The 26,544-nt window shown below is 67.8% G+C and carries 19 protein-coding genes and 2 pseudogenes; 6 read left to right on the top strand and 15 right to left on the bottom strand.

Going from position 1 to position 26,544, the window contains the following annotated elements:
• The first annotated feature begins 4 nt into the window (after positions 1-4).
• Both D3H54_RS22690 and D3H54_RS22685 read left to right on the top strand, forming a co-directional pair.
• A complete protein-coding gene (locus tag D3H54_RS22690) occupies positions 5-1,132 on the top strand; it encodes a GuaB3 family IMP dehydrogenase-related protein (RefSeq protein WP_149381373.1) in 1,128 nt (375 codons plus the stop codon).
• A gap of 125 nt (positions 1,133-1,257) precedes the next feature.
• A complete protein-coding gene (locus D3H54_RS22685; RefSeq protein ID WP_149381371.1) occupies positions 1,258-2,994 on the top strand; it encodes a GMC family oxidoreductase in 1,737 nt (578 codons plus the stop codon).
• Between the two features lie 3 nt (positions 2,995-2,997).
• On the opposite strand, the gene D3H54_RS22680 is transcribed toward D3H54_RS22685, so the two are convergent.
• The 3 genes from D3H54_RS22680 to D3H54_RS22670 are packed head-to-tail and all read right to left on the bottom strand — an operon-like array spanning position 2,998 to position 7,145.
• Positions 2,998-5,352: a glycoside hydrolase family 65 protein gene (locus tag D3H54_RS22680; RefSeq protein ID WP_149381369.1), complete on the bottom strand. Its 2,355-nt coding sequence runs from the start codon at positions 5,350-5,352 to the stop codon at positions 2,998-3,000.
• Entirely contained in the window at positions 5,349-6,149 is an 801-nt protein-coding gene (locus D3H54_RS22675; RefSeq protein WP_149381367.1) for a beta-phosphoglucomutase family hydrolase, read from the bottom strand. Before D3H54_RS22675 ends, D3H54_RS22680 begins: the two co-directional genes overlap by 4 nt.
• Positions 6,150-6,170: 21 nt before the next feature.
• Positions 6,171-7,145, bottom strand: a complete 975-nt coding sequence (locus tag D3H54_RS22670) for an alpha/beta hydrolase (protein ID WP_149381365.1) — start codon at positions 7,143-7,145, stop codon at positions 6,171-6,173.
• 62 nt (positions 7,146-7,207) lie between these two features.
• On the opposite strand from D3H54_RS22670, the gene guaA reads away from it, so the two are divergent.
• Positions 7,208-8,767 (top strand): glutamine-hydrolyzing GMP synthase, encoded by a 1,560-nt coding sequence (guaA, locus tag D3H54_RS22665; RefSeq protein ID WP_149381363.1) that lies wholly within the window; start codon positions 7,208-7,210, stop codon positions 8,765-8,767.
• 23 nt (positions 8,768-8,790) lie between these two features.
• Here the strand turns inward: guaA and D3H54_RS22660 are convergent, their stop codons facing one another.
• The gene (locus D3H54_RS22660; RefSeq protein ID WP_432246383.1) at positions 8,791-9,690 is read right to left on the bottom strand and encodes a fructose bisphosphate aldolase; all 900 of its coding nucleotides are present in this window, start codon (positions 9,688-9,690) and stop codon (positions 8,791-8,793) included.
• 154 nt (positions 9,691-9,844) lie between these two features.
• Between D3H54_RS22660 and imuA' the strand changes: the two genes are divergently transcribed.
• A complete protein-coding gene (gene imuA' / locus D3H54_RS22655; protein WP_149381361.1) occupies positions 9,845-10,531 on the top strand; it encodes a DnaE2-dependent mutagenesis accessory factor ImuA' in 687 nt (228 codons plus the stop codon).
• A gap of 1 nt (position 10,532) precedes the next feature.
• Positions 10,533-12,118, top strand: a pseudogene (locus D3H54_RS22650) (DNA polymerase Y family protein).
• Here the strand turns inward: D3H54_RS22650 and D3H54_RS22645 are convergent.
• The 5 genes and pseudogenes from D3H54_RS22645 to D3H54_RS22625 form a co-directional block, all read right to left on the bottom strand.
• Positions 12,109-13,109, bottom strand: a pseudogene (locus tag D3H54_RS22645) (nucleoside hydrolase). The pseudogenes D3H54_RS22650 and D3H54_RS22645 overlap by 10 nt on opposite strands.
• 97 nt (positions 13,110-13,206) lie before the next feature.
• Entirely contained in the window at positions 13,207-15,819 is a 2,613-nt protein-coding gene (locus D3H54_RS22640; protein ID WP_149381359.1) for a LuxR family transcriptional regulator, read from the bottom strand.
• A gap of 59 nt (positions 15,820-15,878) precedes the next feature.
• Entirely contained in the window at positions 15,879-17,768 is a 1,890-nt protein-coding gene (locus D3H54_RS22635; protein ID WP_149381357.1) for an SDR family oxidoreductase, read from the bottom strand.
• 31 nt (positions 17,769-17,799) lie between these two features.
• Complete coding sequence (locus D3H54_RS22630; protein ID WP_210419582.1) at positions 17,800-18,186, bottom strand: acyl-CoA thioesterase; 387 nt, start codon at positions 18,184-18,186, stop codon at positions 17,800-17,802.
• A gap of 22 nt (positions 18,187-18,208) precedes the next feature.
• Positions 18,209-18,916 (bottom strand): histidine phosphatase family protein, encoded by a 708-nt coding sequence (locus D3H54_RS22625; protein ID WP_149381353.1) that lies wholly within the window; start codon positions 18,914-18,916, stop codon positions 18,209-18,211.
• Between the two features lie 93 nt (positions 18,917-19,009).
• On the opposite strand from D3H54_RS22625, the gene D3H54_RS22620 reads away from it, so the two are divergent.
• Positions 19,010-19,879 (top strand): MaoC family dehydratase, encoded by an 870-nt coding sequence (locus tag D3H54_RS22620; protein ID WP_149381351.1) that lies wholly within the window; start codon positions 19,010-19,012, stop codon positions 19,877-19,879.
• A 25-nt stretch (positions 19,880-19,904) separates the two neighbouring features.
• Here D3H54_RS22620 and D3H54_RS22615 read toward each other — a convergent pair whose 3' ends face one another.
• The 6 genes from D3H54_RS22615 to helR form a co-directional block, all read right to left on the bottom strand.
• On the bottom strand, positions 19,905-20,621 hold the full coding sequence (locus tag D3H54_RS22615) for a VIT1/CCC1 transporter family protein (protein WP_149381349.1): 717 nt from the start codon (positions 20,619-20,621) through the stop codon (positions 19,905-19,907).
• On the bottom strand, positions 20,618-21,310 hold the full coding sequence (locus D3H54_RS22610) for a DUF899 domain-containing protein (protein ID WP_149381347.1): 693 nt from the start codon (positions 21,308-21,310) through the stop codon (positions 20,618-20,620). Before D3H54_RS22610 ends, D3H54_RS22615 begins: the two co-directional genes overlap by 4 nt.
• A 69-nt stretch (positions 21,311-21,379) precedes the next feature.
• Positions 21,380-22,195 (bottom strand): hypothetical protein, encoded by an 816-nt coding sequence (locus D3H54_RS22605; RefSeq protein WP_168214946.1) that lies wholly within the window; start codon positions 22,193-22,195, stop codon positions 21,380-21,382.
• A 39-nt stretch (positions 22,196-22,234) separates the two neighbouring features.
• Positions 22,235-23,071 carry a hypothetical protein gene (locus D3H54_RS22600; protein ID WP_286198976.1) on the bottom strand — a complete coding sequence of 279 codons (837 nt, stop codon included), beginning with the start codon at positions 23,069-23,071 and terminating at the stop codon, positions 22,235-22,237.
• Positions 23,072-23,232: 161 nt separating this feature from the next.
• Positions 23,233-24,072, bottom strand: a complete 840-nt coding sequence (locus tag D3H54_RS22595) for a hypothetical protein (RefSeq protein ID WP_149381345.1) — start codon at positions 24,070-24,072, stop codon at positions 23,233-23,235.
• A gap of 200 nt (positions 24,073-24,272) precedes the next feature.
• Positions 24,273-26,477, bottom strand: coding sequence for an RNA polymerase recycling motor ATPase HelR (gene helR, locus D3H54_RS22590; RefSeq protein WP_149381343.1), 2,205 nt, complete (start codon positions 26,475-26,477; stop codon positions 24,273-24,275).
• Positions 26,478-26,544 lie beyond the last annotated feature (67 nt).

Genomic DNA, 26,544 nt, shown 5'->3' with positions numbered 1-26,544 from the left:
CGACATGGTTGAAATCGGCATGGGCAGAACTGCCCGCCGGACCTACGAACTCGACGAGATCAACATCGTTCCGTCCCGCCGGACGCGCTCGTCGCAGGACGTCTCGACGGCCTGGCAGCTCGACGCCTACCGGTTCGAGATCCCCGTCGTGGCCCATCCGACCGACGCGCTGGTGTCGGTGGAGTTCGCCATCGAACTCGGCCGCCTCGGCGGGCTGGGTGTGCTCAACGGTGAAGGACTGATCGGCCGCCACGCCGACGTCGAGTCCAAGATCAGGGAGCTGATCGAGGCCGCCGACAAGGAGCCCGAGCCGTCCGCGGCGATCCGCCTGCTGCAGCAGCTGCACGCCGCGCCGCTGGACCCTGAGCTGCTCGGTGCGGCGGTGTCGCGCATCCGCGACGCCGGCGTCACCACCGCGGTCCGGGTGAGCCCGCAGAACGCGCAGGCGCTGACGCCGGCGCTGGTGCAGGCCGGTATCGACCTCCTGGTCATCCAGGGCACGATCATCTCCGCCGAGCGGGTCGACTCCCACGGTGAGCCGCTGAACCTCAAGACCTTCATCTCCGAGCTGGACATCCCGGTGGTGGCCGGCGGTGTGCTGGATCACCGCACGGCGCTGCACCTGATGCGCACCGGCGCGGCCGGCGTGATCGTGGGCTACGGCTCGACGTTGGGGGTGACCACCAGCGACGAGGTGCTGGGCATCAGCGTGCCGATGGCGACGGCCATCGCCGACGCGGCCGCCGCTCGGCGCGAGTACCTCGACGAAACCGGTGGACGCTACGTCCACGTGCTGGCCGACGGCGACATCCACACCTCCGGCGACCTCGCCAAGGCCATCGCCTGCGGCGCCGACGCCGTCGTGCTCGGCACCCCGCTGGCTGAGTCCGCCGAGGCCCTGGGCGACGGCTGGTTCTGGCCGGTGGCCGCGGCGCACCCGTCGCTGCCGCGCGGCGCCCTGCTGCAGATCGCCGCGGGGGAGCGGCCGTCGCTGGACCGGGTGCTCAACGGGCCCTCCGACGACCCGTTCGGTTCGCTCAACCTGGTCGGCGGCCTGCGCCGGTCGATGGCCAAGGCCGGATATTGCGATCTCAAGGAGTTCCAGAAGGTCGGCCTGACGGTCGGCCGCTGAGCTTCGTCGCGCCGAGCGTCACACCAGTGACGCGCTCGGCGCCGAACGTGACGCGAGGGTGACGCTCAAAGATTTAGGCGCACCTCGCTAGCTTGTTACCCGCCGGTAAGTTCATACTGGTTTGTATGGCGCCGGATTTCGACATTCTCATCATCGGCTCGGGTTTTGGCGGCAGCGTCAGCGCGCTGCGCCTCACCGAGAAGGGCTACAAGGTCGGCGTCCTGGAGGCGGGCCGCCGCTACGCCGACCACGAGTTCGCCAAGACATCATGGCGACTGCGGGAGTTCCTGTGGGCGCCGCGGCTGGGCTGCTACGGGATCCAGCGCATCCACCTGTTGCGCAACGTGATGATCCTGGCCGGTGCCGGCGTCGGCGGCGGATCGCTGAACTACGCCAACACCCTGTACGTGCCGCCGGACCCGTTCTTCAACGACCCGCAGTGGAAGAACATCACCGACTGGCGCGCCGAGCTCATGCCGCACTATGACCAGGCGCAGCGGATGCTGGGCGTGGTCAAGAACCCGACCTTCACCGACGCCGACCGGATCATGAAGGAAGTGGCCGACGAGATGGGAGTCGGCGACACGTTCACGCCCACCCCGGTCGGGGTGTTCTTCGGGGTCGACGGCGAGAAGACCCCGGGCAAGACCGTGCCCGACCCGTACTTCGGTGGCGTCGGCCCGGCGCGCACCGGGTGCATCGAGTGCGGCGAATGCATGACCGGCTGCCGCCACGGCGCCAAGAACACCCTGGTCAAGAATTACCTCGGTTTGGCGGAAAGGGCTGGCGCCCAGGTCTTCCCGATGACGACCGTCACCGGGTTCGCTCAGCGCCCCGACGGTGTCTGGGAGATCAAGACCGTGCGCACCGGGCGGGTGGCCCGCAAGGGTCGCCGCACGTTCACCGCCAACCAGGTCATCCTGGCGGCAGGCACCTGGGGCACCCAGAAACTGCTGTTCAAGATGCGCGACACCGGTACCCTGCCCAAGCTCTCGGACAAGCTCGGGGTGCTGACCCGGACCAACTCCGAATCGATCGTCGGCGCAGGACGTTTGGAGGCCCGGCCCGATCTCGACCTCACTCACGGGGTGGCGATCACGTCCTCGATCCATCCCAGTCCCGACACCCACGTCGAGCCGTGCCGGTATGGCAAGGGCTCCAACGCGATGGGTCTGCTGCAGACCTTGATGACCGAGGGTCCGGGACCCGAAGGCAGCGACGTCCCCCGCTGGAAGCAGTTGCTCGACAACGCCGGCGAGGACCCGAAGGGCATGATCCGGATGCTCAGCCCGCGCCGCTGGAGCGAACGCACCATGATCTCGTTGGTCATGCAGCACCTGGACAACTCGATCACCACCTACACCAAGCGCGGTGCGTTCGGCAGACGGCGGATGACCAGCAAGCAGGGTCACGGCGAGCCGAACCCCACCTGGATTCCGGTGGGCAACAAGGTGACTCGCCGCGTCGCGGAGAAGATCGACGGGGTGGCCGGCGGCACCTGGGGCGAGTTGTTCAACATCCCGCTGACCGCACACTTCCTCGGCGGTGCGGCCATCAGTGAAAGCCCCGAGAACGGTGTCATCGACCCCTATCAGCGGGTGTACAACTATCCGACGCTGCACGTGATGGACGGCGCCTCGGTGTCGGCCAACCTCGGCGTCAACCCGTCGCTGTCCATCACCGCTCAGGCCGAGCGGGCAACGTCGTTGTGGCCCAACAAGGGTGAAGAGGACCTGCGCCCCGCGCAGGGACAGCCCTACCGGCGCCTCGCACCGATCGCACCGAAGAATCCGGTGGTGCCGACCCATGCGCCCGGCGGTCTGCGCAACCTGCCGATCGAGCCGATCAACACCGGGGCGTAGCGCTCATTCCGTGATGTGCCTGCGCGGCGCCCGGCCCGGTGGCTGCTCAGGAGTCGGCAGCAGGGCGCGACGAGCCCGCAATGGCACCGTCGTCGTATTGCGGGTGTTCAACGTCAACTCGTCACCGGCATGCCGGATGGTGAGTTGCCCGTCGGGCCCGTCGCGCAGCGTATAGGTGACCTCGTCGTGGCTGACATCGGCGGTGAGCCGGTACTTGCGCCAATGCAACCCGAACTTCAGCCGGGAGATCTCATCCGGCAGAGCAGGATCCAGCGACAAGATGTGTTCGTCATCGCGAAGACCGCCGAACCCCGCGACCAGCGCGGTCCAGGTTCCGGCCAGCGACGCCATGTGCAGACCGTCGCGGGTGTTGTGGTGCAGATCCCGAAGATCGATCAGCGCCGCTTCCTGGGTGTAATCGTGGGCCAGCTCCAGGTGGCCGACCTCGGCGCACATGACGGCTTGAGTGCAGGCCGACAGTGACGAGTCGCGCACCGTGCGCCGCTCGTAATAGTCTACGTTGCGGGCCTTTTGAGCATCGGTGAACGCGTGGCTCTGCCACTGCATGGCCAGCACCAGGTCGGCCTGCTTGATCACCTGGGACGGGTACAACCGGACGTACGGTTGGTGCAGCAGCAGCGGGTAGACGGTGTCGTCGGTGAAGTCCCACTCCCGCAGCCGGGTGAAACCTTCGCATTGCTGGTGTACGCCCAGATGGTCGTCGTACGGAATGTGGGCGCTGTCGGCGGCATTTCGCCACGCCGCCGTCTCCTCGGTGCTGACACCCATCTCGTACGCGGTTTCGGCATTGCGGTTGCAGGCGTCGGCGGCAGTCCGAAGGTTGTGTGCGGCCATGAGATTGGTGAACACGTTGTCGCGCACCACCGCGGTGTACTCGTCGGGGCCGGTGACGCCGTCGAGGTGCCAGACACCGTCGCGGTCGTGATGTCCGAGGGACATCCAGAGCCGGGCGGTCTCGACGAGAACCGCCAGTCCGCAATCATTTTCGAGTGAGTTGTCCCCGGTGACCGTCCGATATCGTTCGAACGCCATGGCGATGTCGGCGTTGACGTGCCACGCCGCGGTACCGGCAGGCCAGTAGGCCGAACACTCCTCCCCGCGAATCGTCCGCCACGGGAATGCCGCACCCCGGAGTTCGAGCTGTTCGGCACGCTTCTTGGCCAGACCGAGGATCGAGGAACGCCAGCGCAGCGCGTCGGCGGCAGCCTCGGGTTTGGTGTAGGTCAGCACGGGCAGCACGAAACCCTCTGTGTCCCAGAATGCGTGGCCGTCGTAGCCCGGACCGGTCAGGCCCTTACCGGGGATCGCCCGGCGTTCGGCGCGGGCGCTGGCCTGGATCACGTGGAACAGGCCGAACCGCACCGCCTGCTGAACGTCGGGATCGCCCTCGACTTCGACATCGGCGCAGTCCCAGAACTCGTCGAGATACTCCCGCTGAGCCTCCACCAGACCTTCCCAGCCGGTGTAGCGCGCCCCGGCCAGTGCGCCGGCCACCTGGTCGCGCAGCGCGGGGCGAGACCGCAGACTCGACCAGCCGTAGGCCAGGAACTTCACGATCCGCAGCTTTTGGCCGGGACGGAGCCCGCAGATGACGGTGGTGCGCGCGATGTCCTGGTGCGCGATGGAGTCGATCTCCACCCGGCCGGGGACTTCGACCAGATGATCCATCGCGGCAGCCATCATCAACTTGCTCGCTTTGGTGCGGTGCACCAGCAGCGAACCCTCTTCGGTGACCTCGTGCTGAATCGCCTCCAGCGGATGCTTCAACACCGCCGACACCCGCGGATCGTCCGATTGTTCCGGTTGATCCTCGTTGGCCACCAGCTCGGATTGCACAGTGACACGGGTGAATTCGTCGACCGCCTCGACCACGTACTCGATCGCCGCCACCGAGCGCTGGACCAGGGACACCAGCCGCGTCGAGACGATTCGGATCTGCTTGCCCGCCGGTGATCGCCAGAGCACCCGACGAGTCAGCGTCCCCGCGCGCAGATCGAGGATCCGCTCATGCTCGTCGAGGTCGCCGTATCGGACGTCGAGGGGCTCGTCGTCGACCAAGAGTCGCAGAATCTTGCCGTTGGTGACATCGACGATCGTCTGGCCGTCCTCGGGGTAACCGAAGCCGGATTCGGCATAGGGCAGCGGCCGGGTCTCGTAGAACGAGTTCAGATACGTCCCGGGGATCCCGAACGGCTCACCCTCGTCGAGATTGCCGCGAAACCCGATGTGTCCGTTCGACAATGCGAACAGTGACTCCGATTGCGCCAATTGGTCGAGATCCAGATGGGTTTCCCGGACCTGCCAAGGCTCGATCGGGAACGCTTCGCCGCTGATCATTTCGAGTCGAGCAACTGTGCGAGGTCGGTGACGACGATGTCGGCACCGTTGCGCCGCAACGCATCTGCCTGCCCCAGCCGGTCGACGCCGACGACGAACCCGAAGTTCCCGGCCCGTCCGGCCGCGACACCGGCCTGGGCGTCTTCGAATACCGCCGCGTTCGCCGGTTTGACGTCGAGAAGTTCGGCTCCGCGCAGGAACGAATCGGGCGCGGGCTTGCCGCGCAGGTTCTCGTCACGGATCGTGACTCCGTCGACCCGCTGCTGGACAAAGCGGTCCAGACCGGTCATCTGCAGTACCTGTTCGGTGTTGGCGCTCGACGACACCACCGCCGCTGGAATCCCCGCCGCATGTACGGCCTCGAGGTAGCGCCGCGACCCGTCGAACACCTCCACACCCTGTTTCTGCAGGATCTGCTGGAACAGCGCGTTCTTGCGGTTGCCCAACCCGTTGATCGTCTCGGCGGTGGTCGGGTCGGACTCGTCGCCGTCGGGCAGATCGATGTTGCGACTCTCCAAGAATGAACGCACGCCGTCCTGGCGTTTCTTGCCGTCGATGTAGGTGCGGTAGTCCTGTGCAGGGTCGAACGGGACGAAGGCGGTGTGAGCGCGCTGCGCCCGGCGCTCGAGGTAGCTGTCGAACATCGCCTTCCACGCGCGAGTGTGTACCCGGGCCGTGTCGGTCAAGACGCCGTCGAGGTCGAACAAGCATGCATGTACCTCGTCTGGCAGTCCCAGCACTCGTGGTCTCCTTTGTTGATCCCCCCGCTGTCCATTCCCGTTCTTACCCGAGAACATTCCTGGCCCGGTCCGATGCTGCTAGAGGTGGCGCCGGAGGTGATCCGCGAGGCTGCTGCGGAACTCCTGCATTGCAGGTACTTTGGCGGCCAGCCCGTCGGCGCCGTGGTACATCCCCGGCACCGTCACGAGTTCGCAGGGCACGCCGGCGGCGCGCAGCCGATTGGCGTAGTCGACGGACTCGTCGTAGAACAAGTCCAGGTCACCCACCCCGATCCAGGCCGGCGCCAGGCCGGACAGGGATTCGCGCCGGGCCGGCGCGGCGTACTGCGGTGCCGCCGTCGTCTGCGGTGGCCTGCCGAGGTAGGCCGTCCAGCCGAACCGGTTGGATTCGGGCGTCCACAGGAACCGGCCGTGACCGTTGTGCTCGTCTCGCAGCACGGTGCGGTCGTCGAGCATCGGATACGCCAGCGCCTGCGCGACCAACCGGATGCCCTCGTCGTGCGCACGTTGGGCGACGGCAGCGGCCAGCCCGCCGCCGGCGCTCGACCCGGTCACCGCGATGCGGTCGGCGTCGATGCCGAGTTCGTCGGCGTTGTCGCGCATCCAGTACAGCGTTGCCATGCAGTCGTCCAGGGCGGCCGGGTACGGATGCTCGGGCGCGAGCCGGTAATCGGGCGATGCCACGAGCACGCCCAACCCCCGAGCCAGCGCAGCGCTGCCTCTGACCTCCGAGTGCGGGGAGCCGACCACCATGCCCCCGCCGTGGATGTAGAGCACGGCTGCCGTGCCGCGGTTCGGTGGTGTCAGAACGAGCACCAGCCGCCCCTCGACCCGGCGTTTGGCCAGCGTGACCCCATGACCTGGGGGAATGGTGACGCGGGCGGCAAGCCTCGTGGCCTTCAATGAGCGTGCGGTGGTGTCACGAGTCAGCAGCGGTAGGAGTGGACTGCGCAGCTCGGCGGGGACCGCGGCGAGGTCACCACGCACCGACCGGAAGCGCCGCAGCGCAAGCGCGGCGGCGGCGACGGCCAGTGCTGCCGGCAGGGCTTTCATCTGCGGAACGCTACCTGCGCCTGCCGAGCGGGTCGGGCGATCCGGCGCACTAGACTCTATGCGTGACATCCCCCTCGCCTCGTCCCGTGTTGGTGATCGATTTCGGCGCCCAGTACGCCCAGCTGATCGCCCGTCGGGTCCGGGAAGCCCGGGTTTTCTCCGAGGTCATCCCGCACACCGCGACCGTCGAGGAGATCAAGGCCAGGGATCCCCAGGCCATCGTGCTCTCCGGCGGACCGGCCAGCGTGTATGCCGATGGAGCCCCGCAACTCGATCCGGCTGTCTTCGACCTCGATGTGCCGGTATTCGGGATCTGCTACGGCTTCCAGGCCATGGCCCAGGTGCTCGGCGGCACCGTGGCTCACACGGGCACCAGTGAGTACGGTCGCACCGAGATGGAAGTGCTTGGCGGGGAACTGCATTCGGGCCTGCCCGGTTCGCAGCCGGTGTGGATGAGTCACGGCGATGCGGTCACCTCGGCGCCGGAGGGCTTCGAGGTGGTGGCCGTCAGCTCCGGTGCGCCGGTCGCCGCATTCGAGAACCGTGCCCGTCGGCTGGCCGGGGTGCAATACCACCCGGAGGTCATGCACACCCCCCACGGCCAGCAGGTGCTCAGCCGTTTCCTGCACGACTTCGCGGGCATCGGCGCGAGCTGGACCCCGGCCAACATCGCCGAGAGCCTGATCGAGCGGGTGCGCGAGCAGGTCGGTGACGCCCACGCCATCTGCGGTCTGTCCGGCGGGGTGGATTCCGCGGTGGCCGCCGCACTGGTGCAACGCGCCATCGGTGACCGGCTCACGTGCGTGTTCGTCGATCACGGATTGCTGCGAGCCGGCGAACGAGCGCAGGTGCAAAGGGATTTCGTGGCCGCAACCGGTGCCAATCTGGTCACCGTCGATGTCGCCGATCGGTTCCTGGCGGCGCTGTCCGGCGTGACCGACCCCGAAGGCAAGCGCAAGATCATCGGCCGCGAGTTCATCCGCGCCTTTGAGGGCGCGGTCCGAGACATCGTGGGGGATAGTGGATCTGAGGTCGACTTCCTCGTCCAGGGCACGCTGTACCCCGACGTCGTCGAGTCCGGGGGTGGAACGGGAACGGCAAACATCAAGAGCCACCACAATGTCGGCGGCCTGCCCGCCGACCTGAAGTTCAAGCTCGTCGAGCCGCTGCGGCTGCTGTTCAAGGACGAGGTGCGCGCGGTGGGTCGCGAGCTCGGCCTGCCGGAGGACATCGTTGGCCGCCAACCTTTCCCGGGCCCGGGACTGGGTATCCGCATCGTCGGTGAGGTGACGGCGTCCCGGCTGGACACCCTGCGCCGGGCCGACCTGATCGCCCGCGAGGAGCTGACGTCGGCCGGTCTGGACGGCCAGATCTGGCAGTGCCCGGTGGTGCTGCTGGCCGATGTCCGCTCGGTCGGCGTGCAGGGCGACGGACGTACCTACGGCCACCCGATCGTGCTGCGGCCGGTGTCCAGCGAGGACGCGATGACCGCGGACTGGACCCGGGTGCCCTATGAGGTGCTGGAGCGCATCTCGACGCGCATCACCAATGAGGTGCCCGAGGTGAACCGGGTGGTGCTCGATGTGACGAGCAAGCCTCCCGGCACCATCGAGTGGGAGTAACTCCGTCGGGCCCTGTTGTCCGACTAAGTCCTTGAGGCGGCGGCGATTTCGGCGATCGCCTCATCGAGGGTCTTGTCGAATTCGTCGTCGCTCTGCTGGGCGGTCAGGCCCTCGGTCAGCGCCCGGGAGAAGCTGGCGATGACACCGTGGTTGCGGGCCAGGCGCTCGCAGGCATCGGTGCGGTTGTAGCCGCCGGACAGTGCGACAACCCGCATCACCTTGGGGTGCTCGACCAACTCGTGGTAGAGATCGTCGGTGTCGGGCAGGGTGAGCTTGAGCATCACCTGCTGGTCGTCGCCGAGGGCGCCGAGGTGGCTGATGATCGCGGACTTGAGCTGCTTTTCGGCCGCGGACTTCTCCGGGCTGTGGATGTCGACCTCGGGTTCGATGATCGGCACGAGTCCGGCGTCCAGGATCTGGCGAGCGATCGCGAACTGCTGCTCGACCACCGCGTCCAGGCCGCCGCCGGGCAGCTTGATGACGGAGCGCATCTTGGTGCCGAAGATGCCCTTGTTCCTCGCCCGGGACAGCAGCGCGTCCAGGCCGTCGATGGGCTTCATCACCTGGGCGCCGTCCTCTTCGGCGGCCAGACCCTTGTCGACCTTGAGGATCGGCACGACGTTTTTGACGTTCCACAGGTAGTCGGCCGTGGGGCGGCCTTCGACCTCGCGGTCCATCGTCATCTCGAACAGGATGGCCGCGATGATCCGGTCGCCGTTGAAGCTCGGGCTGGTGATGATCCGGGTGCGCATCTCGTGCACCAGGTCGAACATCTGCTCGTCACCGGAGTAGGCGTCCTCGGCGATGCCATAGAGCTTGAGCGCCTTGGGGGTGCTGCCGCCGCTCTGGTCGAGCGCGGCAATGAAGCCGGCTCCGTTGGCCACCTTGTCAGCTTGTTCGCGGTTGATCGTCATGCCCTGCATCGTGCCAGGTGCGATTTCGGCCGCGTCACCAACGTCGGCTTGGGTGCACAGCCGGCAGATTCAGCGCTTGACGCTGTCGGTGGGTGGGTGTTTACTCGGACTATCGAACATACATTCGAACACAGTGAATCGGGATCGCGGTTGGAGGTGGCCGATGACAGCGGCTATTGCCCTGGAGAAACATCAGCTTAACCGTGTTGAGCAGCTAGAACAGCTGCGGCGCAAGATGGCGGCCGTGTCCGGGAAGGTGGGCGTCACCCGACCTGTTACGGATGTGGCGGATGAGGTCATTCCTGCCTCTGAAAGTTTGCTGCCGGTCCCCGAATCGCTGGCCGAACAGCTGCCGGCGGGGTTGCCGCGCGGCGCTGTCGCAGTGGCGTCGGGAGCGCTGTCCCTTCCGGTGAGTATGGCGGCGGCGGTCACGGCAGGTGGGGGACATGTGGCCGTCGTCGGACTGCCGGATTTCGGTCTGCTGGCCGCGGTGGAGATGGGTGCCGACCTGAGCCGGCTCGCGATGATCCCGGACCCGGGGACCGACCCCGTCGAGGTGGCCGCGGTGTTGATGGACGGGATGGATCTGGTTGTGCTCGGGCTGGCCGGCCGGACGGTGACCGCCACCCGGGCGCGGGCGGTGGTGGCCCGGGCCAGGCAAAAAGGGTGCACCCTGCTGGTGGCCCGGGGGGACTGGCACGGCGCGACGATGCGTCTTGACGCGCGGGTGCGCGGTTATGAGATCACTGCGGGTCGCGGCGAGGCCCCGGTGTCGGGCTGTGGCCGAATCGGTCGGGTGCGGCTGTCGGTCAGGGCGCACGGTCGCGCTGCCCGGTCCAGGGTGGGCTGACATGGCCGGCCGGGTGCTGGCGATCTGGTGCATGGATTGGCCGGCGGTCGCAGCGGCCGCGGCGGCCGGACTGCCGGCGACGGCCCCGGTCGCGGTCACCCTGGCCAACCGGGTCATCGCCTGCTCGGCCGCCGCCCGTGCCGCCGGGGTGCGGCGCACGCTGCGCCGGCGCGAGGTGCAAGCCCGGTGCCCGCAACTGCATGTGGTCACCGCCGACCCGGCCCGCGACGCCCGCTACTTCGAAGGGGTGACGGCTGCGGTCGACGAGGTGGTGCCCCGTGCCGAGGTGCTGCGGCCGGGGCTGCTGGTGTTGCCGGTTCGCGGCGCGGCCCGCTACTTCGGCTCCGAACCCGCCGCCGCTGAGCGCTTGGTCGACGCCGTCGCCGCGGCCGGTGCCGAATGTCAGGTGGGGATCGCCGATCAGCTGCCGACGGCGGTCTTCGCCGCCCGTGCCGGCCGGGTGCTCGAGCCCGGTGGGGATGCCAGATTCCTGTCGGCGTTGTCCATCCGTCAGCTGTCCGGTGAGCCCAGCCTGTCTGGTCCTGGCCGGGAGGAGCTGGCCGACCTGTTGTGGCGCATGGGTATTCGCAACCTCGGTCAGTTCGCGGCATTGTCGCGCAGCGACGTGGCTTCCCGGTTCGGTGCCGATGCGGTGGCCGCGCACCGCTTCGCCCGCGGGAACCGGTACGCGGTCCATCCGGTCGTGAGCCGGCTGCCGACCTGGATGCGGTACTGAATTGCGACCCGCCGGTCGACCGGGTTGATGCAGCGGCATTCGCCGGCCGGATGCTGGCCGGCGACCTGCATCGCAGCCTGGAGGCGGCCGGTGTGGGATGCACCAGGCTCGCCATCCATGCCGTCACTGCGAATGGCGGTGAGCTGACCCGGGTGTGGCGATGCGCCGAACCGCTGACCGAGGACGCCACCGCCGATCGGGTGCGCTGGCAGCTCGACGGCTGGCTCAACCAACGCCGACCTGACGATCGACCGAACTCGCCGGTGACGATGCTGCGACTGCATCCGGTGGAAGTTGTTTCCGCAGAAGCGCTTCAGCTACCCCTATGGGGCGGCGTCGGCGAAGAAGACCGACTGCGGGCGCGCCGGGCGCTGGTTCGGGTGCAGGGCTTGCTGGGCCAGGAAGCCGTCCAGCTGCCGGTGTTGTCCGGTGGCCGTGGTCCCGCCGAGCGCATCACGTTGACCCCGCTCGGCGACGAGCTGGTGCCCAGGGCCGCCCCCGACCGGCCGTGGCCAGGCCGGCTCCCTGAGCCCGCGCCGGTGGTGATCTTGGATGATCCGGTGGAATTGCTTGACGCCCAAGGTAATCCGGTCCGAGTCACCGTCCGCGGGATGTTCACGGCCGAGCCTGCACGATTGGACGGTGCGGGCCACCACTATCAGGGTGCGCTGAGCTGGTGGGCCGGCCCGTGGTCGGTGGACGAACGGTGGTGGGATCACAGCCAACAGTCCAGGGTCGGCCGCACTGCGCGCGCTCAGGTGCTGGTGGACAGCCGACCCGGTGCGCCGGAAACCGCGCTGCTGCTGTGTTACCGGCAGCGCCGGTGGTATGTGGAGGGCGTCTACGAATGAGCAAGCCGACGGGCGAACGGACCCACCCGGTCGATGAACCGGTCGAAGAACGCCTCGGGATCAACCCCGACGCCGACGTGCGCGTTGGGCTCCCGGCCCCAGCGTCGGCTCCAGTCGGCGATGGTCATGCCGCGGGTCAGCGTTCCGGTGAGCTCGACATCCACGGTTGTCGCGCGTGTTTGGATCAGCCCGGGATCCAGTGCCACCGCCGCGGCCAGTGGGTCGTGCAGATGCGCCAGATAGCCCTCGCCCTGGTCGAAGTGGAACTCGAAGTAGAACCGCATCGCATCCTCGAGCGCGCGGATCACACCGTTGTCGGCCGTCGACCGGGTGCCTCGCGCATCGAGCACGCTCATCGCGGTGGTGGCGGTGTCCGCCGCGGTGGCCAGGCGGCTCAGGATCTTCGGTGTCAGCGCGATGTTCTCGGTCAGGTTCAGCCCGCACACGATCGGAAGCTGGTGCGGGGCAATCGTATCGGCATCCGCGGCCCGCCCCAGGCGTCGAACACCTCGGCTGCGGCCTCCGGGTCAACGCTGATGTTCCACTCGGCAACCGCAGTGGTGTTGCCGCGGTAGTCGAACGACCCGCCCATGATCACCAGCCGGCGCAACAGCGACGGCAGGTTCGGTTCATCACGCACAGCCAGTGCGAGGTTGGTCATCGGCCCGGTGACCAGACCGATGAGCTCGCCGGGTCGTGCGTGCGCGGCGCGCACCCAGGCCTCGGCCGCGTCATAACTGGTGAGTTCGCGTTGATGCAGGGGCAATTCGGCATAGCCCAAGCCGGCCGGGCCATGGGTGTCTTCGGCGGTGCGCATCGCGGCGCTCAGCGGTTGATCCGCGCCACGGGACACCGGGATCGCGGGCGCTCCGCACAACTCGAGTAACCCGAGGTTGTTGCGGCACACCTGATCCACGTCGACATTGCCACCGGTGGAGGCGATGCCGACGAGGTCCGCATCGGCACTTGCCAGCAGGTATACCAGTGCCATCGCATCGTCGACGCCGGTGTCCACATCGGCGAAAACGGGCAGGGCCGTAGGCTGGTCTTCCCCGACGCTCACCGCGGTAACGATACCTGCCCGGGCGTCAACTCTGCGGACCGCGCGTACCGCGGGGGCGGATGATGGCGGCGAGCCCATCGCGATCGGACACACCGAGTTTCAGGCACGCCCGGTAGACGTGTCCCTCCACGGTCCGCACCGAAACTGACAGCTGCTGGGCGATTTCGCGGTTGGACAGCCCGGCCGCAACCAGCTCGGCGACCTCGAGTTCACGCGCGGTCACCGGCAGTGGTCGCGCCGCGGCCCGGATCGCGGGGGAGGAGGCGCCACCGCACAAGGCGACCAGACGCATTGCCCGCGTTACTGATTCGATCTCCCTGCGGCGGTCATGGCGCTGCTGATGGCTCGCGGCCGCCTGCGCGGCGGCGTCGGCGGCCGACAGCAACAGCCCGGCGCGTTCGAACTCGAGACTGACCGCGTCCAGCGCATCGCCGTCGGAGTCCGCCACCGCGGCGGCGTGACGGGCATACAGCTGCGGCAGTGGACCATCGACACCCGCCACCAGCGACTGCAACCGATTCGCCAGCCTGCGGTCGCCGAAGCGGGCTGCGTCGTGCAATGCCTCGGCCTCCACCGCCAGCTGCCCGCTGCGGTGCGCGGCGTCGGCGGCGGCGCGGGACAGTTCGACGGCGCGCCGCCCCCCGCCGCGGGCCGCGGCGATCCATGCCTTGGTCACCAACACCTGAGGATCGAACAGTGCCACCGAGGGGCCGACGTGCTCGGCGGCCTCGGTCAGCACCCGCTCGGCGTCATCGGCTCTGCCCAGGCCGGCATAGGCGCGGGCCAGCAACAGCCGGCCGGGCAACCGCCACGGCAGCGAGTTCTCCGCATTGAACGCAGCCAGCGCCTGCTCGAGTGTCGGAATCGCATCGGCGAACCGGCCCCGGTGGGTCGCCACCAAACCGGCCATCGTCTTGGCGATCGCCCACCCGAGAAACTCTCCCGACGAAGAGAATTCGGCGTAGTTCGCGGCGTGCGTTTCGGCCTTGTCGAGTTCGCCGGTGTGCACCAACGCCAGCACCTCGCCGTACCGGGCGAGCATGCGGATCAGACCATCGGTCGACTTCTGGGTGTCGAAGCAGCGCGCCACGATCGCGGTGAACTCATCGCCGCGTCCGGCCAGCGGCATCGCCATCCCGGCCGCGAAGGCGGCGGTCTCGACCGCTTGTTCGGGAGCCGCGGGATCGGACAACACCGCCTCGGCTTTGGCCAGACCCTCGGGCAGCTTGTTCTCGAAGATCGTGAACGCGGCGTCGGCCGCGTCGACCATCGGCCGCAGCACCGGATGGGTGACCCGGCGCCGCAGCAACTCCATCACCTCGTAGGCGCGCGTGACCTCACCGAGTGACCAGAACACGATCGACGCCCGCGGAACACCCCACAGCAGCAGCTGACCTTCGTCGAGGTCGTCGGGGTCGAACCGGGCCAAGATCTCGTCGGCCTCGGCGGGCCGGCCCTGCCACATCAGTGCCCGGGACAGCAGGTGTGCGGGTCGCATGCCGACTTCGCGCTCGAATGCGTTGCGCGCCAAGCGTTCTCCCAGCGGCGCATTGGCCAGCGATACCGCGTCCTTGGCAGCGGCGACCAACAGTCCGATATCGGCGGTCTGGTCGCTGTCCAGATACAGCTCCGCGAGCCTGATTCGCGCGGCCACCGATGTCGGCTTCCGCCGGTTCAGCACGGTGACGATCTGGCCGCGCAGCATACGGGCCGATGCCGTGCCGATCTGCCGACGGATGACATCCCCGTACAGCGGATGGCTGATGCGTGCGGCAAGTGTCGGGCCGTCCCGGTCGATCCGGATCAGCTGCGCCTTTTCGGCCGCGTCGATCGCCTGCTCACCGGCCAGTTCGACCAGCGCGTCGAGGTCCAGCGGCTCGCACAGCGACAGCAGTCGCAGCGCGGTGACCGCATCGGGGTCGGCATGGTCGAAGCGGCTTTCCAGCAGGGTCGCGAGACCGGACGACACCGTCGTCGCCCCGCGCAACTGCCACACGCCTTTGACCTCGCTCAGGGTGCCGGCCTCCAGCGCCGCCTCCACCATGTGGCGCAGGAACAGCGGGTTGCCGCCCGACTGTGACCAGATGACGTTGGCGCTGAGCTCCTCCAGAGTGCCGCCGAGCACCGACTCGACCAGGGCGATGCACTCCTGCCTGCTGAACGGTTCCAGATCGACGCGATGCAGATAGCCGTCCTTCCACAGCGTCATCACCGAATCGGGGACGGGTTCTCCGCTGCGGACCGTCGCGACGATCGACCCGGAGCGTTCGACGGCGATCTGGTGCAGCAGCGTGGCCGACAGCTGGTCGAGCAGGTGAGCGTCGTCCACACCGATCACCGCAGGACCGTCGGCCAGCAGGGACTGCCGTGCCGAGACCAGCAGCTCGATTGGGTCTCGCGCTTCGGTGGGTGTCACCCATTGCGCGAACGCGCCCAGCGGGATGCTGCTCGACGATGTGGTGCAGGCGGCCCATCGGGCGCGGCCCGGCAGTGAGGAGGTGACCGACCGGGCCAATGTCGTCTTGCCGACACCGGCCGCACCGGTGATCACCACACCGGAAGCTTCGCTGTCGGCCAGCGCCGCCCTGATGACCTCGTGCTTGGCCGGCCGCTCCAGTAGCTGCCAGCCCGTCCGCATGCGGCCAGCCTAAGTGCCCACCGCGCCCGGCGCCGGATGTCGCTATGAACTGGCTGAGTTCACCAGTGCACGCCGGGTACCAGGCGCACGACTTGTTTGACCGGGCGCGGAGCGCGAAGCCGGATCACCGGCAGGCGCGGGCCCGGGGCCGACGGGCGCCGACCCTCACCTCGGGCGGCGGGCGAGTCGGGGTAGCCCAGATAAAGCTGGTGCAGAACCCGGCGGGCCAGCTTCGGGGTGAAGTACTGGCCGGCGTCGGCCAGCGTCCCCAGCGGCGTGTCGATACGGACCGGCTTGTCCACCAGTGCGCGCACCACCATCGCCGCCGCGTGGTCGGCGCTGATCGGCGGAACCGGGTTCAGCCGGCCCGACGGTGCGATCATCGGCGTCTTCACCAGCGGCATGTGGATCGTGGTGAAGGTGATGTTGTCCGACAACGTCTCCGAGGCCACCACGTCGGTGAACGCGTCGAGGGCCGCTTTGGTCGGCAGGTACGAGCTGTACTTGGGGTTGCGGGCCTGCACACCGGCGCTGGACACGTTGACCACGTGGCCGAACCGGCGTGCCCGCCAGTGCGGCAGCAGCGCCAACACCATTCGCACCGAGCCGAAATAGTTGACCGCCATCACCCGCTCGTAGTCGTGGAGCCGGTCGGTCGACGCGTTCACCGACCGGCGGATCGAGCGGCCCGCGTTGTTCACCAGATAGTCGACGTGGCCGAATCGGCCCAGTATCTCCGCGATCGTGGTGTCGACGGACTCGGTGTCGGTGACGTCGCAGCTGAAGGCGAAGGCCTGGCCGCCGTCGGCGGTGATGTCGTCGACCAACTCTTGGAGCGCTTCGCCGTTGCGCGCCAACGCGAACACAGTGGCGCCGCGGGCAGCCACCGCCAGTGCCGACGCGCGGCCGATGCCGCTGGATGCGCCGGTGATGATCACGTGCCTGCCGGCCAGCGGACCGCCGGAATCGGGGCCGGTGCGCTCGGGGTCGAGGTGCGCAGCCCAGTACCGCCACAACACCGGGGCATAGGCGGAGAACGGCGGCGGCTCGATCCCGCTGGGGAGCAACGCTTTTCGGGTCGTGTCCGAACCGAACACGGCCTTGGTCTGCAATGTGTCGATGGCTTCCGGCGGCACACCGATTTGTGTTACCGCCATGTCCCGCAACACTTTCGCCCGTCCGTGCACCGCGAGCAGCGGCTCCGCCACTTGGCGGGGCAGACCGCCGCGCAGTGGCGGCAGTCCGGCGCAGCGGGCCACGCTTCGGTAGATCTGGCGCAGGCCGACCGACTCGGCCGCGGTCAGGTGGAACGTCTGACCGTCGCGGTCGTCGGCGTGGATGAGTTCCACCATCGCGGCGGCGACATAGTCGACCGGGACGATGTTGATCCGGCCGAGGTCCGGAAGAAGTATCGGCGTGAATGGCGGCAGTGCCGCCAGCCGGGCCAGCAGCCCGAAGAGGTGATACGGGCCGGTGATCCGGTCGATCTCGCCGGTGCGCGAGTCGCCGACCACCACTCCCGCCCGGTAGATGCGGAACCGCGCATCCGAGGACCGCACCAGTTGCTCCGCCTCGAAGGCCGCCCGGTGGCGGCGGGTGGGCAGCTGCTGGCCGACGTCGACATCGTCCTCGGTGAATTCGCCCCTGAAGTCGCCGGCCACCGCGACCGAGGACAGATGATGCAGCGTGGCGTTCAGGTCCCGGCTGAGCCTCACGGCCGATTCGGTGTCGGCTGTGCGCAGGTTGACGATGTGGTCGGCGGCCGGCGGGGTATCTCCCGTCAGGGCGTGCACCCGCTCACCCCACTGCGCTGCGAGCAGTGCCACTCGGGCCTGGGCTGACGGATCGTCGACGGTCAGCCACACCTGAGCGTCATCGCGACTGTCGAGCAGTCGGGCTACGACCCGGCGCCCGATGAACCCGGTACCGCCGGTAACGACATAGCGCATGGGTCATCATTGATCGCCGATCATGTCGCGGTCAACCAGCTGACGACATTCGCTGGCGGAACCAGTCCGGCCAGGGCCGCTTCTCGAACGTCACCGCGTCGACGCAGACGTGGATCATCGTCGCTTCGGCGATCAGGTCCTCATCGCGGTGGATGGCGTAGCGGCTGCTCAGCGAGGTACGGCCGACGGGTTCGAAGCCGACGCCGACCACCAGCTCGTCGTCGAACCGCGCGGGCTGGCGAAACTGCAACTCCGCCGCGGCCACCACGAAGTCGATGCCCCCGTCGAGCAGCACCTGGTAGTCGCCGAAGATCTCGCGGACGGCCTCGTTGATGGCCATGTCGAACCAGGTCAGATAGTGGCCGTTGAAAACCCGGCCCTGCATGTCGCATTCGACGTACCGCACGCGCAGTGGCATGCCGAACCTCATCTGGGTGATCTCAGAACGAGGTGATGCCGTCCCAGTCCACCAGCGTCCAGCCCATCACCGGATTGCCGGTCACCACCACCCGGCCGGTGTTGGGCAGCGGATGATCCGTGGCCAGGCTGTTCTTGGCGTTACGCGCATTCATCAACGTCCACAACATGATTGACGCGGCGCTGGAGAATGCGACGGGCTTGTTGTTGCCGCTCTCGTAGATGCGCTGCACTGCGCCGGTGAACTTGCCGTTGAACTCGGCCCCGCTGACCGAGCCGGGGATGCTGAAGTCGGTGTCGCCACGCAGCCAGTCGGCCGGGGCGACCATGTACGTCGCGGCGGCGTTCTTCACGTTGCCGCCGTTGAACCACCCTGCCGAGATTTCGTTGAGGCCCGGCAGCACGGTGACCTGCTTGCCGAGGGCCTTGGCCATCGGCGCGGCGGTCTGCTGGGTGCGCACCATGTCCGAGGCGTAGACGCCGTCGTACCCATTGCTCTTCAACCGGTTGGCCGCCGCGGTGGCCTGTTGCTCGCCGGCCTCGGTCAGCGACGGTCCGGGCACGGAGGTGTCGATCACCCCGGCCGCGTTGGCTTCCGACTCGGCATGACGGATGAACGTCAGGGTGATCGTGCGATCGTGCGGGGTGTCGGAACTGCAGCTGGCGAGGAGCACGGCCGCCAGGAATGCGGCGATCAGCGAGACGAGGGTCCGGGCGCGCAGAAGATGCATCCTCCTAGCGTGCCTTGTCCACCGCTGTGGTGGGCGCGATTCTGGCCAGTGCGACTATGGAGTTTCTCCATCCACGACCTCAGGAGTGCGGCAATGGCCATCGACCCCACGGCAATCGGAGCGGTCACCGACCCCCAGCCCTACCAGTGGACCGATCGCGACACGATGCTGTATGCGCTCGGTGTCGGTGCGGGTACCGATGATTTGGCCTTCACCACCGACAACAGCCACGACATCACACAGCAGGTGTTGCCAACGTTCGCGGTCATCTGCTGCCCGGCGTTCGGCGCCGCCACCAAGGTCGGGTCGTTCAACTGGGGCATGCTGCTGCACGGTTCGCAGGAGATCCGCTTGCACGCACCGCTGCCCGCCTCCGGTCAGCTGTCGGTGGTCTCCGAGGTGGCCGACATCCAGGACAAGGGCGAGGGCAAGAACGCCATCATCGTGATGCGGGGCAAGGGCACTGATCCGGCCACCGGCGAGCTGATCGCCGAGACCTTGTCGACCGCGGTCATCCGCGGCGAGGGCGGGTTCGGCGGGCAGCCGGGACAGCGTCCGCAGGCCCCTGCGGTCCCCGACCGCGAACCGGACGCCCGTATCGCCTATTCGACCCGCGCTGATCAGGCGTTGATCTACCGGCTGTCGGGCGACCGCAATCCGTTGCACAGCGACCCGTGGTTCGCCCGCGAGATGGCCGGCTTCGACAGGCCGATCCTGCACGGGCTGTGCACCTATGGGTTCGCCGGCCGGGCGCTGCTGGCCGAGCTCGCAGGCAACGACGCGGCGAAGCTGACCGCGGTCAGCGCACGGTTCACCTCGCCGGTTTTCCCGGGTGAGACCCTGACGACGTCGATCTGGCGCACCGAACCGGGTCGGGCGGTGTATCGCACCGAGGCCAGTGGGCCGGACGGTTCCAACACGCGGGTGGTGCTCGACGACGGCTCGGCCGAATACGTCGACTGATTTCGCGGCGCCATCGCGCCGACGGTCAACCGACCGCGCCACCGACGAGGTGGCCGATGCCGAACGTGATGGCCATCGCTAGCGCACCCCCGATGACCACCCGGTAGATCGCCCGCCGCGGATTGGCGCCGCCGAGGCGCGCGCTGACCCAGCCGGTGACCCCCAGGGCGATCAGCACGGCGACGAATGTGATCGGAACGCGAATCGATGCCGGCGGCAACAGGATTGCCAGCAGCGGCAGCACCGCGCCGACGGTGAACGACACGGCTGAAGAGAACGCGGCCTGCCACGGGTTGGTCAGTTCGTCGGGGTCGATGCGCAGTTCGATGTCGACGTGGGCGGCGAATGCGTCGTGATCAGTGAGCTCCTCGGCCACTGTGCGCGCGGTGGCGGGGGACAGGCCCTTGGCTTCGTAGAGCGCGGCCAGCTCGTCGAGCTCGGCGGCGGGCTCGGTGTCCAGTTCGCGGCGCTCCTTGCTCAGCATCGCTTTCTCGGAATCGCGTTGGGTGCTGACCGACACGTATTCACCGACCGCCATCGACAGGGCACCGGCGGCCAGGGCCGCGATGCCTGCGGTGAAGATGGGAGCGCGCTCGACGGTCGCCGCGGCGACGCCGACGACGATGCCCGCGGTCGACACGATGCCGTCGTTGGCGCCGAGGACCCCGGCACGCAACCAGTTCAGGCGGCTGCCGAACGCGTCGTGGTGGGGTTCGGACGGATGAAGCTGAGGGCTTGTCACCTGTGCAGCGTAGGACTTTCGCCGTAGGCGCGCGCGATGTCTTCCGAGCCCGCCCAACCGGAGTATGTCGGGCGCTGCGGCCAGCCGTCGGGGGAGTCCTGCCACTCTTCCTGGCGTCCCCACGGCAAGAGGTCGATAAGGGCGAAGGAGTGGCTGAGTTGCTCGGTGCCACGGCCGTTGGTGTGCCAGGTGCGGTACACCGTATCGCCCTCCCGCAGAAAGACATTCACTCCGAAGCCCTCGCCGGGGGCGGCGTCGACGTCGGCGCCGAACGAGCTGCCCGCTGACGAATACCAATCCATCTTGTTGCCCACCTTGGCCTTGTAAGCCAAGGCTTCGCTGATCGGCCCATTGGTGACGATGACGAAGCGGGCGTCGTAATTGTCGAGAAATTCCAGCCGGGTGAACTGGGAGGTGAATCCGGTGCAGCCGGGGCACTGCCACTCTTCGCCGTCGGTCCACATGTGGTTGTAGACGATCAGCTGTGAACGTCCGTCGAACACCTCGGCCAGCGTGACGGGGCCGTGTGGTCCGGTCAGGACATAGTTCGGCATCTCGACCATCGGCAGCCGCCGGCGTTGCGCGGCGATCGCGTCGAGCTCACGGGTGGCGGCCTTCTCCCTGGCGCGCAGTTCGTCGAGTGCGGTGCGCCAGGCCTGCTGATCGACCACCGGAGGGAGTGCGGACATGGGGACTCCTTGCTGTCGGGTTCCGTCACAAGGATGGACTCGTCCCGCCCCCGATAGTCATCGGTGGTGTCAGCCCCGCTTACTGTGGGCGCCGCTCGTGCCGCTCGTTTTCGCGGCGCCGGCCTTGCGGCTGCTGCTGGGCGCCGCCTTCGGCTTCGACCGGGCCGAGGACGCGGTTCCCGACGGCGCCTTCGGTGCGGCCGTCCCGGTGGCTGCGACTTTCGGTGTCACGGCCGCGGCAGGCTTCTTGAACGGCAGCACGATCGTGGGCGGTGGGGTGTAGAGCGCGGTCGCCAGCACGTTGCGGATGATGAAACCCAGTGCGATCGGACCGTTCACTCCGATGAGCCCGTATTGGCTGTTCAAAGCCCCATTGAGGAACACGGCGGGCGCTTCCAACAAGCCGAGCAGCGGATTGCCGCTTGCGGCAATCGAGTCGATCGCATCCTTGGCGGCGACCAGTGGTGCCTGGATCTCTTTGACGATGGCGGGCGGTACGTCCTTGCCGATAGCCTTCGCCACATTGGCGAGATTGTTGATATGAGCGATGATCTCCGTGGGGACCTGTGCGCCCTGGCCGGTGAGCAGTTGTACGGCGTAGATCAACGGGTTGATCACGAGTTGAGCCGCCACGGGTGCGACGAAGATCGGATTCGGCAACGGGTAGGTGCTGTTCGCCCCGACGGCCAGCTGGCCGAGCAGGTACGCGCTGACGATGGTGTCGTTGACGAGCTGCGACCAGGCGTCAGTGAGCTGAACCGAGGTGCCGGACACGCGAATCGGTACCGGCGCCTCGTGTGGCGTGACGATCACCGGCGAAAGCGCCAGCGTGCCGGCGGTCACCGCGGCGATGGTGAGCATCCTGCGACGAGCGGGGTGGTCCATCAGAATGTGCTCCTTGTTGAAATGTGTTGGTCCCGTTGGTTATCCGCGCTTACTGTGGGCGCCGCTCGTGCCGCTCGTTTTTGCGGCGCCGGCCTTGCGGCTGCTGCTGGCCGCCGCCTTCGGCTTCGACCTGGCCGAGGATGCGGTTCCCGACGGCGCCTTCGGTGCGGCGGTCTTGGTGGCTGCGACTTTCGGTGTCAAGGCCGCAGCGGGCTTCTTGAACGGCAGCACGATCGTGGGCGGCGGTGTGTAGATCGCCTCGGCCAACAGGTTTCGGATGTACAGGGGTAGCCCGATCGGCCCGTAGGAGCCGAGCAGTCCGGCGTCACTGTTCAGGGCGAGGTCGAGAAACAATGCCGGGGCTTCGAATAACGCGCCGACCGGGTTCGCGCTGCCTGCGACGTACTCGACCGTCTTTTGGGCGGCGTAGAGCGGCACCAAAAGCTGCTGGACGACGATCGCGGGCACCGCATTGAATACCTGGCCGGCCAGCGTGCCGACCTCGGTGAGATGCGTGCTGATTTCGCCCGGAATCTTCCCGCCCTGGCCGGTGAATACCTGCGCCACATAAATCAATTGGTTCAGCACCAGTTGGGTGGCGACCGGCGCGAGCGGAAGTGTCGGTGAGGGCAGGGGAGCGGCATTGCCCGTTCCCAGGAACAGTTCGGCGAGCTGGGTCACGTTGGTGACGGTGTGAGCGGCCAGGTCGGACCACACATTGGTCAGCTGAACCGCGGGCGCGGAGATATGAGTCGCGGTCAGCTGTGGTGGCGCGACCGTGACGGGTGTCAACGTGAGCGCACCGGCAGCGGCGAGTGTGGTGGCGGCGAGTGCGCAGCGACGGGCGGCGAATTCCATCGGAAAGTTCTCCCTCATGACGCGGCACCGGCGAGGCCTCGTCGGCTTCTCTTCCCTGACTGGGAATCCGCTGTGAGGTTAGTTTTCCAGGCACCTTGCATCAGCGCAGCATTATTTGCGGAAACGCGCACATCGCAATATTGAATTCATTGCTGTAGCGCTGTGCGCGCCCGCGACTCCTAACGCTTGCCGTGTCCGACTCCTGCCGGCTTGGTGGCTGCCTTGGCCGGCGTGGACTTGCGCTTGCTGCCGGCCGAGGGGGACTTGCTCTTCGACCGGGCCGAGGAGGCTGTATCCGACGGGTCCGACACTGCGGCAGCGGAGGTCGCGGGCTTCGGTGCCACCGCAGCCGCCGGTTTCTTGAAGGGCAGCACGATCGTGGGCAGCGGAGTCTCGAGCGCCGTGGCCACGAAATTTCGGACGATGATCGGTACCGCGATCGGACCGGCGAGACCGAGCAGGCCGTATTGGCTGTTGAGGGCGACGTCCAGGAACACTGCGGGCGCCTCTAGCAACGCAAGGAGCACGTTGCCGCTGGTGGTCACGGAATCGACAGTCAGCTCGAACGCCTTGATCGGTGTCCGAACCTGATCGAGCACGATCCCCGGCAGGTCGTTGGCGAGGGCCTGGGCGACGTTGCCGAGCTTGTCGAGATGGGTGGCGATCTCACCCGGGATGTCGGCGCCGTTGCCGGTGAACAGTTGAACGGTGTAGATCAGTTGGTTGAGCACCAACTGGGTGGCGACCGGTGCGAGTGGAATGGTCGGATTCGGCAGTGTAGAGCCGCTGTTCAGACCGAGGAACAGCCCGGCGAGCTGGACCGTGTTACTGACAGTGTTGGTCAGTAGATCCGACCAGGCGTCGGTGAGCTGGACGGCTTGGGTGGAAACGCGGGCGGCCGCGACGCCTGCTGAGTGCAGTTCGGGCGGTGCGGCCGCGATGGGCGTCAGCGCCAGCGCGCCGACGGTGGTCAAGGTGGCGACGGTACGCAGTGAGCGGCTCGGGGCGGCGAATTCCATCAGAGAGTGTCTCCCTCGCAGGGGCGGCGTCGACGAGGCTCGTCGACTTCAATTCCGCGGCTGGGAATCCGCCGTGAAACAGCTTCCCAGTCCCATGCAGTCGCCGCACGATTATTTGCGGTAATGAGCCGAATGCCGAATGGGGTCAATTGCCACAAGGGCCGGTTGCCCGGCTCACGAGCGAGTATCCGCCGAGCGCATCAGCCGTCGTACTCGACCAGACCGGCCAGTGCCGGCGGCAATGGGTCTTGATGCAGCACACCCAATCGCTGGGTGGCCCGGGTGAGCGCCACGTAGAGCTCGGCCGCGCCGCGCGGACCGTCGGCAAGAATGCGTTCCGGCTCCACGACCAGCACCGCGTCGAATTCGAGGCCCTTGGTTTCCGACGGCGCCACCACACCCGGCATGCCCGGCGGTCCGATCACGATGCTGGTCCCGTCGTGACCGGCCTCGGCCGCGACGAATTCTTCGATGGCGCCCGGCATCTGCTCTGCGGTGACCCGCCGGGACCAAGGGCGAACACCGCACGCGCGCACCGACTCCGGGGGCCGGACGTCGGGCGCGAAATCGGCCAACACCGCGGCGGCGACGGTCATGATCTCGGCGGGGGTGCGGTAGTTCACCGACAGCGACCGGTACACCCACCGGCCGGGCACGTACGGCTCCAGCATCTGCGCCCACGACCTCGCACCGGCCATCGAGCGGCGCTGCGCGAGATCGCCGACGACCGTGAACGACCGACTCGGGCAGCGGCGCATCAGCACCCGCCAGTCCATCTCGGAGAGCTCCTGGGCCTCGTCGACGACGACGTGCCGATAGGTCCAGTCCCGGTCGGCGGCCGCGCGTTCGGCCAGATCTCGGTAGTCGCCCTCGGTGAAGCGTTCGGCCAGGCCCTCGGCGTCGATCAGGTCCTGCGCGAGCAGGTGGTCTTCGTCGTCCATCAGGTCTTCGTGGGCGACCATGTTCTCCAAAACGCCTCTGGCGTAGTCGGTTTCCTCCTTGAGTGCCTGTGCGGCGGCATCGTCGGCCGCCTTGTCGCGGCCCAGCAGGTCGACCAACTCGTCGAGCAGCGGCACATCCGAGGTTGTCCAGGCGTCACCGACTTCTCGCAGTAGCGTCGGGTCGGCGCCGGCGGCGCGTAGCCGCTCGGGCGAGGTATACAGCTCGGCCAGCAGTTCGTGCGGCTCGAGGACCGGCCAGAGTTGGTCGAGGGCCGCGAGGAACCGCTCGTTGTCTTCGAGGTCGGTGAGCAGATCCGCACGCACCTTCTCCCAGGCGTCGCGATTGTCGCGGGTCAGCCAGCCGCGGCCGATCCGGGCGATTCCGCGCTCGGTCAGTACGTAGGTGACGATGTCTCGGAACACCGCACGGGCCGCGTTGTGCGGCAGTCCGCTTGCGCGCGCCTCGTCGATGGCCCACCCCGCGGTGTCGGCGGCGATCTGCATCGTGACATCGCCCAGCGGGATCTCCAACGGGTGCTCGGGCACACGTTGGCGGTCTGCGATCGCCGCCGCAAGGACGGTCAGCATCGCGCGAGAACCCTTGATGCGGGCGATGTCCGGGGTGTCCTCTGCGGTGACGTGCAGACCGGGGAGGAGATCGCCGACCGTCATGAACACCACCTCCGACTCGCCCAGTGATGGCAGCACGCGCCCGATGTGGTTCATGAACGCCTGGTTGGGCCCGACGACGAGCACCCCGTGGCGTTCGATCCGCTGCCGTTGGGTGTAGAGCAGGTACGCGACGCGGTGCAGTGCCACCACGGTCTTGCCGGTGCCGGGGCCGCCCTCGATCACCAGCACGCCAGGGTGATCGAGCCGGATGATCTCGTCCTGTTCGGCCTGGATTGTGGCCACGATGTCGCGCATGCCCTCGCCGCGGGGAGCGTTGACTGCCGCGAGCAGTGCCGCGTCGCTGCTGAACGGGCTGTTGTCACCGGCGTTGGGGTCGGGGCGGCCGAACACTTCATCGGTGAAATCGACCAGTCGTCGCCCGAGGGAGTGGAACTGCCGCCGCCGCCGCATCCCCTCCGGGCTTGCGGCGGTGGCTACATAGAAAGCCCGGGCGGCCGGTGCCCGCCAGTCGATCAGCAGCGGTTCGTGGTCGTTGTGCTCATCGAAGATGCCGATGCGGCCGACGTAGAGTCGCTCGCCCGATACAGCGTCCAGCCGCCCGAAACACAGACCGTGGTCAGCCACGTCCAATCGGGCCATCGATTGGGCCAGTGCCCGCACCTCGGCATCGCGGGCCACCAGGGTTCCGCCGTCCTGGATGTCGATCGGTCCCGCGAGTGCGTCGCGGTATTGGGCTTTGACCCGCCTGCGCTTGGCGTCGAGCCGGTCATGGAGATCGGCCAGGTATTCGCGCTCGGACTCCAGCTCATGGTCGTGTGCCTGCGTCGTCATGCCTCTCATTTCTTTGGATCGACCACCATCTTCGTCTACTTTTCCCGGCAGCCCAGACATAGAACAC

It is taken from the genome of Mycobacterium sp. ELW1, from assembly GCF_008329905.1.
Classification (GTDB): Bacteria; Actinomycetota; Actinomycetes; order Mycobacteriales; family Mycobacteriaceae; genus Mycobacterium.
The sequence above is the reverse complement of the archived record's forward strand: the minus strand, read 5'-3'. Positions and strand labels throughout refer to the sequence as shown.

Excerpts from the sequence above, each read along its gene's own strand:
- D3H54_RS22690 (WP_149381373.1), top strand. The coding sequence starts at position 5 with ATGGTTGAAATCGGCATGGGCAGAACTGCCCGCCGGACCTACGAACTC.
- D3H54_RS22685 (WP_149381371.1), top strand. The coding sequence starts at position 1,258 with ATGGCGCCGGATTTCGACATTCTCATCATCGGCTCGGGTTTTGGCGGC.
- D3H54_RS22680 (WP_149381369.1), bottom strand. The coding sequence starts at position 5,352 with ATGATCAGCGGCGAAGCGTTCCCGATCGAGCCTTGGCAGGTCCGGGAA.
- D3H54_RS22675 (WP_149381367.1), bottom strand. The coding sequence starts at position 6,149 with ATGTTCTCGGGTAAGAACGGGAATGGACAGCGGGGGGATCAACAAAGG.
- D3H54_RS22670 (WP_149381365.1), bottom strand. The coding sequence starts at position 7,145 with ATGAAAGCCCTGCCGGCAGCACTGGCCGTCGCCGCCGCCGCGCTTGCG.
- D3H54_RS22660 (WP_432246383.1), bottom strand. The coding sequence starts at position 9,690 with ATGCAGGGCATGACGATCAACCGCGAACAAGCTGACAAGGTGGCCAAC.
- imuA' (WP_149381361.1), top strand. The coding sequence starts at position 9,845 with ATGACAGCGGCTATTGCCCTGGAGAAACATCAGCTTAACCGTGTTGAG.
- D3H54_RS22640 (WP_149381359.1), bottom strand. The coding sequence starts at position 15,819 with ATGCGGACGGGCTGGCAGCTACTGGAGCGGCCGGCCAAGCACGAGGTC.
- D3H54_RS22635 (WP_149381357.1), bottom strand. The coding sequence starts at position 17,768 with ATGCGCTATGTCGTTACCGGCGGTACCGGGTTCATCGGGCGCCGGGTC.
- D3H54_RS22630 (WP_210419582.1), bottom strand. The coding sequence starts at position 18,186 with ATGCCACTGCGCGTGCGGTACGTCGAATGCGACATGCAGGGCCGGGTT.
- D3H54_RS22625 (WP_149381353.1), bottom strand. The coding sequence starts at position 18,916 with ATGCATCTTCTGCGCGCCCGGACCCTCGTCTCGCTGATCGCCGCATTC.
- D3H54_RS22620 (WP_149381351.1), top strand. The coding sequence starts at position 19,010 with ATGGCCATCGACCCCACGGCAATCGGAGCGGTCACCGACCCCCAGCCC.
- D3H54_RS22610 (WP_149381347.1), bottom strand. The coding sequence starts at position 21,310 with ATGTCCGCACTCCCTCCGGTGGTCGATCAGCAGGCCTGGCGCACCGCA.
- D3H54_RS22605 (WP_168214946.1), bottom strand. The coding sequence starts at position 22,195 with ATGGACCACCCCGCTCGTCGCAGGATGCTCACCATCGCCGCGGTGACC.
- D3H54_RS22600 (WP_286198976.1), bottom strand. The coding sequence starts at position 23,071 with ATGAGGGAGAACTTTCCGATGGAATTCGCCGCCCGTCGCTGCGCACTC.
- D3H54_RS22595 (WP_149381345.1), bottom strand. The coding sequence starts at position 24,072 with ATGGAATTCGCCGCCCCGAGCCGCTCACTGCGTACCGTCGCCACCTTG.
- helR (WP_149381343.1), bottom strand. The coding sequence starts at position 26,477 with ATGACGACGCAGGCACACGACCATGAGCTGGAGTCCGAGCGCGAATAC.